The organism is Pseudomonas sp. RC3H12 (assembly GCF_018596375.1).
Classification (GTDB): Bacteria; Pseudomonadota; Gammaproteobacteria; order Pseudomonadales; family Pseudomonadaceae; genus Aquipseudomonas.
Map to the genome: position 1 here is coordinate 2,229,547 of NZ_CP075595.1, position 15,231 is coordinate 2,244,777.

The following is a 15,231-nucleotide window of genomic DNA, read 5'->3' on the forward strand; positions in this document are numbered from 1 at the left end:
TTACTGCTTCACCCTGCTGCGATACAGGGCCTGCCCGTCATGCCACCAGGCGGCCAGGCTGAACACATCCGGCACCTTGAGGATGCTGAAATGGTTGCCTGGCCCCTGCCACACCTCCAACTGCGGCAGCCATTCACGCCAGCCGTCTTCCATCACCTGTTGCTCGCCCTGGTTGCCGGCCGCGTCCAGGCTCGGATCGGTCACCAGCACCAGCCGCGCCAGACCATCGAATCCACCCTCGGGGCGATACACCGTGCGCAGCGCCGTGGCGAAGGTTCGCACCACGCCCTCAAGCGCCTGCGGCGAAGAGCGCGACGGCATCAGGCCGCCCCGTACCATCGCCGCGTGCAACTGACGCAGCTGTTCCTGATCGTCGGTTTCAGCGAAGGCTACAGGTTCGATGCCCAACGTCTTGCCGGTGGACAGTTGCAACGACCCGACAAGCCGCTGCAGGGCCTGGGTAAAGGTGTACGGCTTGCCGCAACTACCCCCCGCCCCCGGCGCCTCGCTGTCGATCAGGGTCAGGGAGCGCACCTCGCGCCCCTTGGCCTGCAGGCGTATCGCCATGGCATGGGCCACCCAGCCACCGAACGAGTGCCCGACCAGGTTCAACGGCCCTTCGGGATACAACGCCTCGATGGCCTGGACATGACACGCTGCGGCCACCTCGACCGAGCAATGGGGCACTTCACCCGCAGCCAGGCCACGCGCCTGCAGGCCATGCACCGGCCAGTCCGGCCCCAGCGCCTCGGCCAGGCCGATGAAGCTGGTCACGCTGTCGCCGGCGCCCGGCACGCAGAACACCGGCACATGGCCCGGCACGCCACTCTGGATTGCCAGTAGCGGCTGGTGCGCCGCCGGCGCGAGCGCCGACGCGGCCTGCATCGCCTGGGCGATGGCCTGGCCGAGCACGGCGGCTTGCGGGTCCTGCACCATGCTCTGGTGATCGCCCGGCACGCTCAGGCACTTCAGCTCCTGCCCAGGCAAGGCCTCGGCCCAGCCCAGGCTCGGGCTGTCGGTGACGATACCGGCGCTGCGCTGTTCGGCGATGAACAAGTGCAGCGGCACCGGCAACGGCGCCAGGCGATAGTGAGCCAGGGCATGGCCATGGGCCAGGTGACGCTCGAAGAAGTGACGCAACTGTCCATCGCTGGCCTGGGCCAGGCCGGGCACCAGCAACTGCCGCTCACGGCAGTGGGCAAGCAGTGCCTCGAAGGGCAATGCGCCCGGCTGCAACGCCTCGATCTCGGCCAGTTGCGTAGTCCCCGCCTCGCCCTGCGCCTGCCAGTGCACGCGGCAATGCAGCAGCAACTGCGCTTGCACCAGGTGCGGCCCTTGCCAGCGCGTCTTGCCCTGGTCGCTCAGGCGCGGCACGTAGGTGTCGATCAGGCCGACGAAGGCCACCGGCTCGTCCGCACCCAGCAATTGCGCCGCTACCTCGTAGGCCAGCACACCGCCGAACGACCAGCCGGCCAAGCGATACGGCCCGTGTGGCTGTACGGCGCGAATCTGCCGCACCAGGCGCGCCGCCAGGCACTCCATGGTGTTCAATTGCACCTGCCCGACGGCGACGCCGGCCAGCCCATAGATAGGGAAATCACCTTCGATATGCCGCCCCAGGACCGGGAAATACAGGTCCAGGCCACTGAACTCATGGATCAGGAACAGCGCAGGCTGGCTGCCTGCGGCACGCACCGTGAGCAGGCCTTGCGCCTCGTCCTCGGCCGTCACCTCGTCGAGCAGCGGCGCCAGGGCGGCAATGGTCGGGTGCTGGAACAACTGGGCCAGGGTCGTGTGCAGGCCAGCCTGGCGCATCTCGCCCACCAGGCGGATCGCCGACAGCGAATGCCCGCCCAGCTCGAAGAAGCTGTCATGCCGCCCGACTCGCTCGACCTCGAGCACCTGCGCCCACAGCGCCGCCAAGGCCTGCTCCACCGGAGTCACCGCCGCCTCGAACACCGCCACGGCAAGGTCCTGCGCGCCCGGCAGTGGCAGGGCCCGACGATCGACCTTGCCGTTGTTGGTCAGCGGCAGCGCCTCAAGTGCGACGAACGCCGCCGGCAGCATGTACTCCGGCAACCGATCGCGCAGGAAAGCACGCAGCGCCGCACCGTCCAGGGCCATGTCGGTACGGGTGTACCACGCCACCAGGCGCAACGGCCCCTGCTCCAGGCGCAGGGCCATGACCACGGCCTCTTCCAGGCCCGGGCACTGGGTGAGGTGTTGCTCGACCTCGCCCAGCTCGATGCGAAAGCCGCGGATCTTCACCTGGTCGTCGGTGCGGCCCAGGCATTCCAACTGGCCATCCTCGCGCCAGCGGCCCAGGTCACCGGTGCGGTACAACCTCGCCCCGGCACCTGCGGCGAATGGATCGTCGAGGAAGCGTTCGGCGGTCAGCTGCGGACGATTCAGGTAGCCGAGGGCGACGCCGTCGCCGCCGATGTACAGTTCGCCGGTGACGCCCTCGGGCAGCAAGCGCCCGTGGCAATCGAGGACATAGGCCGTGGTGTTGCCGATCGGGCCACCGATGGGCACGTGCTCGCAGCCGTCGACCAGCGCCCGCACCGTGCTGGCGGTGGCGAAGGTGGTGGTCTCGGTGGGCCCGTAGCAGTGCACCAGGCGCAACTGCGGCGCCCGGGCCAACAAGGCGCGGAAGCTGGCGGGCTCGCCGCGCTCGCCGCCGCACAGCAGGATGCGCAGCCCGGCCAGGGCTTCGGGGATCAGTTGCACATACTGGTTGAACAGCGCCGTGGTGACGAACATCACACTGGCGCCGCCCTGGCGCAGGGCGGCGGCAAACTGCGCCGGCTCGACCAGGGTCTGGTGGTCGATCACCAGCACCTGGCCGCCGTTGAGCAGGCCGCCCCAGACATCCATGGTCGCGGCGTCGAACGCCGGGTTGGCGACGAAGGCGAAACGGTCCGTGGCGTTGAAGTCGGCATAGCCGTTGTTCAGCACCAGCCGGGCGATGCCGCGATGGGTCACCCGCACCCCTTTCGGCGTGCCGGTGGAGCCGGAGGTGTACATCACGTACGCCACCGCGTCGGCCTCCTGGGCCAGGCCCGGGTTGTGCGTGGGCTGCTCGTCCAGCGCCAGGCAGTCCAGGTCGATGCGCCGCGTCTCGCAATCGGCCGCCAGGCTGCCGAGGGTCAGCAGCATCACCGCCTGGCAGTCCTGGACCATGAACGCCTGGCGCTCGGCCGGGGCGTTGATGTCCAGCGGCACGTAGATCGCCGAACACTTGAGCACGGCCAACTGCGCGACCAGCAAAGGCAGCGAGCGAGGCAGCAGGATCGCCACATGATCGCCGGCCGCCACCCCCTCGCCGATCAGCCAGTGCGCCAGGCGGTTGGCCTGCTCATTCAGCTCGGCGTAACTCAGCTGGCGCTCATCATGCAGCGCCGCCAGCGCCAACGGATGGCGCGCCACCTGTTGCTCGAACAGGCGGTGCACGGGCACCGACCTGGGGTAGTCGCGTTGCGTGGCGTTGTAGCCGAGCAATCGGCGACGCTCCTCGGCCGGCACGATGTCCAGCCGCTCCAGGCCTTGCTCGGGATCATGTGCCAGGGCCTCAACCAGGTGTGCGAGAGCCTGCTCGAGGTAACCGCACAGACGCCGGGCGTCCAGGCCCGCCGCGCACTGCGCGGTCAGGCTGAAGCGCTCCCCGAGGTCGTCGATGCTCAGGGCCAGCGGGTAGTTGCTGCGTTCCTGCGCATGCAGCAGCTCGATGCCCTGCCAGGCACGCCCACTGGCAGTGTCATGGGCCAGCGCGGCGGCACTGTGGCGGTAGTTGAGCAAGGCGCTGAACAGCGGCGCACCGGGCGGCAAGGCACTGCAGCGCTGCGCCAGGGCCAGTTGCGCATGCTCGTGCACCAACAGCCCGGTCAGCCGGCGGTGGGTGTCGAGCAGCGCCTCACGTACCGGCAGGCGGCCCACGTCCAGGCGCAGCGGCAAGGTGTTGATGAACACGCCCAAGGCCCGCTCCATGCCTTCACCGCCCTGCAGGCGACCAAGCAGCACGGTGCCGAACACCACGCTGTCGCGCCCCGACAACTGCCCCAGCACCAGGCCCCAGGCCAGGTGCATCAGGCTGGCCGCGCCGACACCCAGCAGCCGCGCCTGTTCGCGGGCCCGCCGCGCCAGCTCGTCGTCCAGCCAGTGCTGGGCTTCGGCCACGGCGTCGGCGTGGGCCAGCGGATGCGGACCGTAGGCCAGGGTCGGCTCGTCGATATCACCCAACTGCTCGCGGAAGTACGCCTCATGCTCGGCCTCGCCGGCACCCTGCAGCACCTGGGCGATGTAGTTGCGGTACGGCACCGGCGGCGGTAAGCGCAGCTGCTCGCCGAGCAGGCAGGCCTCCAGTTCGGCGCGCAACACGTCCTGGGCCACGTGATCCATGACCAGGTGGTGGAACAGCAAGGTGGCGGTGATCCGCCCGCTGCTCGGGTCCTGGCGGTGCACCAGGCGCAGGAGCGGCGCGCGGGTCAGGTCCAGGCGCAGGCTGATCGGCTCATCCGCGGCCAGTTCCTGCACGGGCAACGCCGCCTGGCGCCATACCACCTGCACCGGCTGCGCCAGACCTTCCCAGTACAACGAAGAACGCAGGATGTCGTGCCGGGCGATCACCTGGTCCAGCGCCTGGCGCAACGCCTCCAACCGGGCCTGATCGGCCACCGCGAAACGCGCCTGCAGCAGGTAGGGATCGTCACCCTCGCTGGCCAGGTGGTGATAGAGGATCCCCGCCTGCAACGGCCCCAGCGGGTAGATGTCTTGCACATTGGCGGCACCGCCAGGCACCTGGTCGACAATCCGCTCGATGTGCGACTGTTCCAGCGCCACCAACGGCAGCAAGTCCGGCGTGATGCTCCGGCAATCACTGCCGATGCGGTTGGTCGGCACCCGGCTTCCGCCATGCTGGCCCAGGGTCGCGGCCACGGCGGCCAGGGTCGGTTCGGCGAACAGCACGCGGATGTCCGCGTCCAGGCCCTCGGCGCGCAAGCGGGCGATCAGGGTCACGGCCAGCAGCGAGTGGCCACCGAGCTCGAAGAAATGGTCCTGGCGCCCTACCCTGGGCACATTGAGCAACTCGGCCCATAGCGCCGCCAGATGGCGCTCGGCCTCGCCTTGCGGCGCCTCGTAGGCACGGCTGAGCACCGCGTCGGCACCAGGGTCGGGCAGACGCTGGCGGTCGAGCTTGCCATTGGCCGTCAATGGCATGGCCGGCAATGCCACATAGGCCGACGGCACCATGTAGTCCGGCAAGCGCGCCTGGGCATGCTTGCGCAATGCCGCCACGCCCGGCACGGCATCGTCGGCCGTGAACCAGGCGACCAAGCGCTCACCGCGCAGCAGCACCGCCACTTCGCGCACACCCGGATGGCTGGCCAGGCAGGCCTCGATCTCGCCCAACTCTATGCGCAGACCGTGCAGTTTCACCTGGAAATCGTTGCGACCAAGGAATTCCAGCTCGCCATCAGCGCGACGACGCACCAGGTCGCCGCTGCGATACAGGCGCTCATCGACCACGAACGGACTGGCACCGAAACGTTCGGCCTCCAGCGCCGGCAGGCCCAGATAGCCACGCGCCACGCCGACGCCGCCGATGTACAGCTCGCCCACCACGCCCCGCGGTACCGGCAGGCCATGGCTGTCGAGCACATACAGGCGGGTGTTGGCGATCGGCCGACCGATCGGTGGCGCCCCTTCGGGCACGGGTTGCCGGGGCTCGAGGGTCCAGACGCAGCAGTCGACGGTGGCCTCGGTGGGGCCGTAGACGTTGTGCAGCCGCACCTGCGGCAGGCGCTCGCGCAACTGGCGCAGCAACGCCGAAGTCAGCTCGCCACCGCCACAGACCACATCGGTGAGGCTGTCGCAGGCCGCGCTGGCCTCCAGGGCGAGGAACTGCTGTAGCAGCGCGGGCACGAACTGCACCACGCTGACCCGCTGGCGCTGGATCAGCGCCGCCAGGTAGTCCGGGTCGCGCTGGCCATCCGGGCGCGCCAGCACCAGGCGCAGGCCGGCACACAGCGGCCAGAACAGCTCCCATACCGACGCATCGAAGCTCACCGGGGTCTTGTGCAGCAGCGCACCTGATGCGCTCGGGGCGATCAGCCGCGAACTCCAGTGCACCAGGTTGCACAGGCTGCGGTGCTCGACCATCACCCCTTTCGGCGTGCCGGTGGAGCCGGAGGTGTAGATCACGTAGGCCAGGTGGCGGGCGCCAAGGCCCGGCACCTGTGGATTGTCCGGCGACTGCTCGGTCCAGTCCGGCTGGTCGAGGTCCAGCCGCGCCACCGGGCTGTCGCTGAAGCGCCGGTTGCTGGCGGCATCCACCAGCAACGCCAGCGGCGCGCTGTCTTCGAGCATGTACGCCAGGCGCTCATCCGGGTAGCCCGGATCCAGCGGCACGTAGGCGCCACCGGCCTTGAGCACCGCCAGCAGCCCGACCAGCAACCGTGGCCCCCGCGCCAGGCACACGGCGACCCGGCTGTCGGCGACCACGCCCTGTTCGATCAGGCGGTGGGCCAAGCGGTTGGCCGCCGCATTCAATTCGGCGTAGGTCAGTTGCCCGTCCTCGGCCTGCACCGCGATGGCCTGCGGCGTACGCGCCACCTGCGCCTCGAACAGCGCGTGCAGCGGTTGCTGCAGGCCGCCGATCCGTTCGCTGGCGTTGCAGGCCACCAGTTCCTGGCGACGTTCGGCGGCGCCGAGCAGCTCGACCTTCGCCGGCACGGCCTGGTCGCTGCCCGCCATCGCCCAGAGTAGTTGCTCCAGGTAACCCAGGTGCCGCTCGATGGTCGCCCGGTCGAACAGCGCGGTGGCGAACTCCAGGGCGCCGCCGTAGCCGTCGGCGGTCTCGCCCAGGCTCAGGGTCAGGTCGAACTTGGCGAAGGTCTGCGTGCCACCCAGCGCCTCCAGCTGCAGCCCACCCAGGCGCAGGGCCTCGCCCGGCACACCGTTCCACGCCAGCGATACCTGGTAAAGCGGTGTGTGGGCCAGGCTGCGCGGCGGGTGCAAGCGTTCCACCACCTGTTCGAACGGCAGGTCCTGATGATCCTGGGCCTGGCTCACACAGGCCTTGACCCGGGCCAGCAGCGCGCCGACATCGGGGCTGCCGGAGGTATCGATACGCAGCGCCAGGGAGTTGACGAACAAACCGATCAGCCCCTCGACCTCAGCCTGGCGGCGGTTGGCCACCGGGGTGCCGATCACTACCTCGGCCTGGCCGGACAGGCGCGCCAGCAACACCGCCCAGGCGCCGGCGAAGAGCATGAACGGGGTGACCCCATGACGCAGGCACAGCGCTCGTAGATCTTCGCTCAGGCGCCGGTCCAGGCGCACTTCGACGCGGTCGCCCAGGTAGTCCTGACGGGCCGGTCGTGGCCGGTCGGTGGGCAGGGTCAGCAGCACCGGCGCACCGGCCAGGGCCTGGCTCCAGTAGTCGCCCTGGCGCTGCAAGGCCTCACCGCTCAGCCAGCGACGCTGCCACAGGGCGTAGTCGCCGTACTGGATCGCCAGCGCCGGCAGCGGGTCGTCGCGGCCTTCGCTGAAGGCCTGGTACAACGTCGCCAGCTCCTGGGTGAACACCCCCATCGACCAGCCGTCGGCAACGATATGGTGCAAGGTCAGCAACAGCACATGGTGGTCCGCCGCCAGGCACAGCAGGCGGCCGCGCACCGGCAGCTGGTGCGCCAGGTCGAATGGCAGCATCGCCTCGGCCTGCATCAGCTCGGGCAACTGCTGCGCCGCGCCGCGCAGGTCATGCCAGGCCAGGGCGAAGCCGCCCCGTCCGGGCGCCACCCGTACCCGCGCCTCGGCGCCTGTCTGGGTGAAGTGGCTGCGCAGGCTCTCGTGGCGCTCGACGATGCGCTCCAGCGCCCGCTCCAGGGCCTCGCGGTCCAGCGGGCCGCGCAAGGCCAGGCCCAGGGGAATATGGTAGGCGGCGCTGGCATCGTCCATCTGCGCCAGGAACCACAGCCGTTGCTGGGCGAACGACAGCGGCAGGGACTGGCCGCGCGGCGCCGGCTCGATGGCCGGCAGCACGTCGTGGCGATCCTCGGCCAGGGTCGCCGCCACCGTCAGCAGGCGGTCGTCGGCGAACAGCTCGCCCAGCGACAGCTCCAGGCCCAGCCGCGTGCGCACCTGGCCCACCATGCGCATGGCCAGCAGCGAATGACCGCCCAACTCGAAGAAGCGGTCCTGACGCCCCACCCGCTTGAGCTGCAACAGCTCGCACCACAGCTCGGCCAGGGCAACCTCCAAGGCCCCTGCCGGGGCCTCGTAGGCCTGGCTGTCCGCTTCGCGCTCGGGCAACGGCAGGGCCCGGCGGTCGACCTTGCCGTTGGCGGTCAGTGGCCAGGCATCCAGTTGTACCCACGCCGCCGGCACCATGTAGGCCGGCAGGCGTTGTTGCAGCGCGGCACGCAGGGTACCGACCGGCTGCGCCTCGGCGCCGGCAATGTAGTAGGCCACCAGCCGCGGCTGCCCGGGCTGGTCCTCGCGGGCCACCACCAGCGCTTCGGCGACCCCCTCCAGGGCGAGCAGCTGCGCCTCGATTTCCCCCAGTTCGATGCGCAGGCCGCGCACCTTCACCTGGTCGTCGTTACGGCCCAGGTAGTCCAGGGTGCCGTCGGCATTCCAGCGCGCCAGGTCGCCAGTGCGGTACATGCGTGCGCCGGGCACCTCGCTGAACGGATCTTCGAGGAAACGCTCGGCGCTCAGGTCTGCGCGGTTCAGGTAGCCGCGCGCCACACCGGCTCCGCCCACGTAGAGTTCGCCGGCCACACCGCACGGCACCAGCTGCCGCGCATCATCCAGCAGGTACACGCGGGCATTGGCGATCGGCCGGCCGATGTCCAGCACGCCGCCCGGCAGCACCAGGCCCGAGGTGGCGACCACGGTCGCCTCAGTGGGGCCGTAGTTGTTGACCACGACAAAGCCGGGGTCGCTAGTGAACTGGCGCAGGCGGTCGCCGCCGATCAGCAAGGTGCGCAAGGTCGGATGACGCAGCCCCTGGGTGAAGGCGTACTCGGCCACCGGGGTCGGCAGGAACGCCACCTTCAGGGGTTGCTCCAGCCACCAGGCCAGCAGACCGTCGAGCTGCTCGTTGCCCAACTGCGCTGGTGGCAAGTGCAGCACCGCCCCGGCGCACAGCGCCGGCCATACTTCCCAGGCCATGGCGTCGAAACCGAAGCCGGCGACGCTGGCGGTGTGATCCCCCGCGCCCAGCTCGAAGGCCTTGCAGTGCCAGTGCACCAGGTTGGCCAGGGTGCGGTGCTCGACCATCACGCCCTTGGGCTGGCCGGTGGAGCCGGAGGTGTAGATCACGTAGGCCAGGTGGCTGGCCTGCAGGCCGGCGACCTCGGGGTTGTCCGCACGCTCCGGCCAGTGCGGCCTGTCCAGTGCCTGCGCCGCCACGCCCAGCCCTTCAAGGCGCACCAGCAACGCCTGCTGCGCCAGCACCACCACCGGGGCGCTGTCCTCGAGCAGATAGCGCAGCCGCTCGTCCGGGTGCGCCGGGTCCACCGGCACGTAGGCGCCACCGGCCTTGAGCACCGCCAGCAACGCCACCAGGGTGTCGAGGCCTCGGCGGGCCACCACGGCCACCCGCTCGTCGGGGCCGACACCTTGCCCGATCAGGTAATGGGCCAGGGCGTTGGCGCGCAGGTTCAGCTCGCCATAGGAGAGGGGCATGTCGCCTTGGCTGGCGGCCAGTGCCTGCGGTGCGCGGGCCGCCTGGGCCTCGACCAGGCCATGCACGGTCTGCCCGTTCGGGAACGCCAGGGCACTGCGATTGAAGGTGTCCAGCAGGCGCTTGCGCTCGGCCCCGCCCACCAGTTCGACCTCGGCCAGCGGCGCCTGGTCATTGGCCACCATGGCGCGCAGCATGCTGTCCAGATACCCGGCGAAACGGCGCACGGTGCTTTCATCGAACAGTGCTGTGGCGTACTCGAGGCTGCCGACCAGTGCCTCGCCCTGCTCGCCCATGCTCAGCGACAGGTCGAACTTGGCTACCTGGCCGACCTGTTCCACGCCTTCCAACTGCAGCCCCGCCAGGGTCGGCGCGGCGCCCTCGGTGGCCAGCCAGTTGAGGGTGGTCTGGAACAACGGGGTATGGCCGAGGCTGCGCGCCGGCCGGACGATCTCCACCACCTGCTCGAAGGGCAGGTCCTGGTGCGCCTGGGCGTCGAGCAGGCGGGCCTTGACCTGCGCCAGCAGGCGCTCGGTGCTCGGCGCGCCCGCGGTATCGATACGCAGGGCCAGGGTATTGACGAACAGGCCGACCAACGGCTCCAGTTCGGCGCGCCCGCGCCCGGCCACCGGGCAGCCCACCACCACCTCGGCCTGCCCGCACAGCCGGGCCAGGGTGGCGGCCCAGGCGCTGAGCATAACCATGTACAGCGTCACCTGGTGTCGCTGGGCCAAGGCCCGCAGGCCGGCCCCCAGGCGCGCATCCAGCTGCAGCGCCAGGCTGGCGCCGCTGAAATCCTGGCGCGCCGGTCGTGGCCGGTCGCTGGGCAGGCTCAGCAGCGTCGGCGCGCCGTCCAGGGCCTGGCGCCAATAGTCGGCCTGGCGTTGCAGTTGCTCACCGGCCAGCCAGCGCCGCTGCCACACGGCGTAGTCGCCATATTGGATGGCCAGCGCCGGCAGCGGGTCGTCCTTGCCCTCACGCAGCGCCGGGTACAGCGCGTTCAATTCGCGGGTCAGCACGCCGAGGGACCAGCCATCGGCGACGATATGGTGCACGGTGAGGAGCAGCACATGGTGCGCCTCACCCAGGCGCAGCAGGCTGGCCCGCAGCAACGGCCCCGTCGTCAGGTCGAAGGGGGCGGCGGCCTCGTCGCGCAGGTGCCCGGCCAGTGCCTGCGGTGCCAGCGTCCGGCGCTGCAACCAGCCGGGTTGCGGGGGCGCGGCGATGATCACCTCGGCACTGTCGCCACAGGGCACGAAGCGACTGCGCAGGCTCTCGTGGCGCGCGACGATGCGCAGCAAGGCGGCCTCCAGCGCGTCGGCATCCAGTGTTCCGCGCAGGCCCAACGCCAGCGGCACGTTGTAGGCCTGGCTGCCGCCTTCCAGTTGAGCGAGGAACCACAGGCGCTGCTGGGCAAACGACAGCGGCAAGGGTTGCTCCCGAGGCACCGCGACCAGCGCTGGCAGCTCGCTGCGCCCGGCGCCGGCCAGCACCTGAGCCACCGCCGCCAGCTCGGGATTGGCGAACAGGTCGGCCAGGGCCAGTTCCACGCCAAGGCGCAGCCGCACCTGGGAAACCATGCGCATGGCCAGCAGCGAATGCCCGCCCAGCGCGAAGAAGTGGTCATGCCGGCCAACCCGCTCCACGTGCAGCAGCTCGCCCCACACCTGGGCCAGGGCCTCTTCCAGTTTGCCTTCGGGAGCCACGTAGGTGTGCTCGAACAGGGCCGATCGTTCCGGCGCCGGCAGCGCACGGCGGTCGAGCTTGCCGTTGGCGGTCAGGGGCAGTGCGTCCAGCGACACATACGCAACCGGCACCATGTATTCCGGCAGATGGGCCAGCAACTGCCCGCGCAGTTGCTCAGGCTGGGCCGGTTCCAGGCCCGCCTGGGCGGTGAAGTAGGCCACCAGCCGCGGTTGGCCGGGCTGGTCCTCGCGGGCCACCACCACCGCCTCGCCGATGCCCGGCAAGCCGTTCAGGCGGCTTTCGATCTCACCCAGTTCGATGCGCACGCCGCGAATCTTCACCTGGTCGTCGTTGCGGCCCAGGTAATCGAGGGTGCCGTCGGCCAGCCACCGCACCAGGTCGCCGGTGCGGTACATGCGTGCACCGAGTGTCGTGCTGAACGGGTCGTCGAGGAAGCGTTCGCGGGTCAGTTGCGCACGGTCCAGGTAGCCGCGGGCGACCCCGGCGCCGCCGATGTAGAGCTCGCCGGGCACACCCAGGGGCACGGGCTGCAGGTACGCATCGAGCACGTACAGGCGGGCGTTGTCCACGGCGCCGCCGATGTGCAGGGCGCCGCCCGCCTCCACCACGCCGGAGCTGGCCACCACGGTGGTCTCGGTGGGGCCGTAGTTGTTGACCACGGCGAAGGTCTGGGTGCGGTTGAACTGGCGCAGGCGGTCGCCGCCGATCAGCAGGGTACGCAGGGTCGGGTGTTCGAGCTGGTGGCTGAAGGCATACTCGGCCACCGGCGTGGGCAGGAAACTGACATCCAGCGGCTGGGCGCGCCACCAGGCCAGCAGCGCGTCAAGGTCTTCGTGGCCTTCGCTGGACGGGGCCAGGTGCAGGGTCGCCCCCGCGCACAGCGCCGGCCAGACTTCCCAGGCCATGGCGTCGAAGCCGAAGCCGGCCAGGCTCGAGGTGTGACGCCCCTGGCACAGGTCGAACGCGCGGCAGTGCCAGTCCACCAGGTTGTTCAGGTTGCGGTGTTCGACCATCACCCCCTTGGGCTGGCCGGTGGAGCCTGAGGTATAGATCACATAGGCCAGGTGCGCCGGGCTCAGGCCGCTCACCTGGGGATCGTCACAGCGCGCCGGCCAGTCCGGCTGGTCGAGTGCCAGCACCGGCACCGCGCCTGTGCCCAGGCGGCCGCGCAGCGCCTGCTGGGTCAGCACGGCCACTGGCGCGCTGTCATCCAGCAGGTAACGCACGCGCTCGTCGGGGTGTGCCGGGTCCACCGGCACGTAGGCGGCGCCGGCCTTGAGCACCGCGAGCAGGCCGACCAGGGTGTCCAGGCCGCGCCGGGCGAACACCGCCACCCGGTCGTCGGGGCGCACGCCCAGGCCGATCAGCTGATGGGCCAGGGCGTTGGCGAGCCGATTCAACTGCTGGTAACTCAGCGACTGGTCGTCACAGGTGGCGGCCAGGGCCTGCGGATGGGCCTGGGCCACGGCCTCGATGCGCCGGTGCAACGGCCCATGAGTATCTGTGGCGCCAGGGGTCTGGTTGAAGGCTCCCAGTATGTGCTCGCGCTCTTCGTCCGGCAGCATCGGCAACGCGCGGACGGCAACAGCGGGTGCTTGCACCAAGGCCGCGAGCAGGCTGCGCAGGGTCTGCTCCAGATAGGCGCAGACGCGTTGCGCCGGCACATCGGGGCTGGCCAGCAAGGTCAGGCGGAAGGCTTCGCCGAAGTCGTCGACGCTCAAGGTCAACGGGTAGTTGGTGGCCTCGGCGGCATGCACGATCTCGATACCTGCCCAGCCTGCCCGGCGCACCGCCTCGGAACCCGAGGACGCGCTGTGGCGGTAGTTGAGCAAGGCGTTGAACAATGGCGTCGGTGCCGCCACGCCGCTGCAGCGCTGGGCCAGGGCCAGGGGCGCATGCTCGTGGCGCATCAGCGTGCTCAGGCGCTGGTGGGTGGCCTTGATTGCCGTGGCCAGGTCAGCGGCATCCAGGTCGACCCGCAGCGGCAAGGTATTGATGAAGATGCCCAGCGCCCGGTCGGTGGCTTCGGCACCTTGCAGGCGCCCCATCAGCACGGTGCCGAACACCACCTGCTCGCGCCCGGTCAGGCCACCCAGCACCCGTGCCCAGGCCAGGTGGAACAGGCTGGCGACGCTCACCCCCTGGCTGCGCGCCTGGCTGCGCAGGTCGCGGCACAACGCCAGGTCGAGATCCAGGGCGTGCTCGTCCAGCGCCGCGCCGTCACCCTGCACATCGCCCAGGCCATAGGCCAGGGTCGGCCCATCGACGCCCCCGAGCATGTCGCGGAAAAACGCCTCGTGCTCGGCCTCGCTCACGCCCAGCAGGGCCTGGGCCACGTGGTTGCGAAACGGCACCGGCCGGCCCAGATGGGCACTCTCGCCGAGCAGGAAGGCGAGCATTTCGTGGCGCACCACTTCCAGGGCGCTGTGGTCCATGGCCACGTGGTGGAACTGCAGGGTGGCGTGGACCTGCCCGCCGGGCTCCGGCGCCTGGCACTGCAGGCGGATCAGCGGGGCCTGGGTCAGGTCGAAGCCAGTGTCGGGCAACGCGCCGGGAGCCAGTTGCACGACACGCAGCCGGGCCTTGCGCCAGATCACCTGCAGCGGCGTTTCCAGGGTCTTCCAGTGCACCGAGGTGCGCAGGATGTCGTGCCGCTCGATCACCCCTTGCAGCGCCTGGGCGAAGGCCTCGACCCGGCTGCTGTCGGCAAACACGAAGCGCGCCTGCATCACATAGGGATCATGCTCGCCGGCACTGGCGTGGTGGAACAGCATGCCCTGTTGCAGCGGCACCAGCGGGTAGATGTCCTGCACGTTGGCCGCCCCGCCGGGGATGGCCGCGACCAGCTGGTCGAGGCTGTCCTGGTCGAGGTCGGCCAGGCTGAGCATGGCGGACGTGATGCGCTCGCAATCGGCGGGGATGCGGTTCTCCGGCACTTCGACGCTGCCCTGGCGCGCCGCCACGTATTCACCGCGCTCCAGCAGGGCGACCAGCGCCGGCTTGTGCTCGCGCAAGCGTGCCACCAGGGCCGTGTCGGTCAGGGCCTGGCGATTGCCCTGAACCACCAGTTGGCCATCCTTGAGGGCCAGCTGGACATTGTTGGCGGTCAGTGTCGCCAGTAGTTCGTTGATGCTCACAGGACGATCTCCATTCTGTCTGTGATGGCGGCATAGCCTGCCAGCGTCGGGTGTTCGAACAGGCTGCGCACGTCGGCCTCCAGGCCCGCTTCGCGCAGGCGCGAGGTGAGGGTCACCGCCAGCAGCGAGTGGCCGCCCAGTTCGAAGAAGTTGTCATGGCGCCCTACCCGTTCCACGCCCAGCAGCTCGCTCCAGATCCGCGCCAGCAGCTGTTCGGTATCGCCGGCCGGCGCCTCGTAGTCGCGGCTCGGCAGGTCCGCTGCCGGCAGCGCCTTGCGGTCGAGCTTGCCGTTGGCGGTCAGCGGCAGGGCCGGCAGCGGAATGAACAGTGCGGGCACCATGTATTCCGGCAGTTGCCCGAGCAACGCTTCGCGCAAGGCCTCGGCCGGCGGCACGTCGCCGGTGACATAGGCCACCAGGCGCGGGCCGGCCGGCTGGGTGTCGTGCACCAGCACCACGGCTTCGCGCACCCCGGCCACACGAGTGAGGCAGGCCTCGATCTCGCCCGGTTCGATGCGCAGGCCGCGCAGTTTGATCTGGTGGTCGGTGCGGCCGAGGAACTCCAATACGCCGTCGGGACGCTGGCGCACCAAGTCGCCGCTGCGGTACAAGCGGTCACCTGGCACGAACGGGCTGGCGATGAAACGCTCGGCCTGTTGCTCCGGCAAGCCCAGGTAGCCCCGCGTCACCCCGGCC

At 70.1% G+C, this 15,231-nt stretch carries 2 protein-coding genes (1 of these 2 only partly in view); both read right to left on the reverse strand.

Features of this window, described 5'->3' with window-relative positions; translation table 11 throughout:
- Window positions 1-14,535 (reverse strand): non-ribosomal peptide synthetase, encoded by a 14,535-nt coding sequence (locus KHO27_RS10345; RefSeq protein WP_214501734.1) that lies wholly within the window; start codon window positions 14,533-14,535, stop codon window positions 1-3.
- A protein-coding gene (locus tag KHO27_RS26335) for a non-ribosomal peptide synthase/polyketide synthase (RefSeq protein ID WP_214501735.1) crosses the window boundary here: on the reverse strand, window positions 14,532-15,231 show its 3' portion. 24,746 nt of this gene lie beyond the right edge of the window; the window shows 700 of its 25,446 coding nt (coding positions 24,747-25,446); its start codon lies off the right edge, out of view; its stop codon occupies window positions 14,532-14,534. Before KHO27_RS26335 ends, KHO27_RS10345 begins: the two co-directional genes overlap by 4 nt.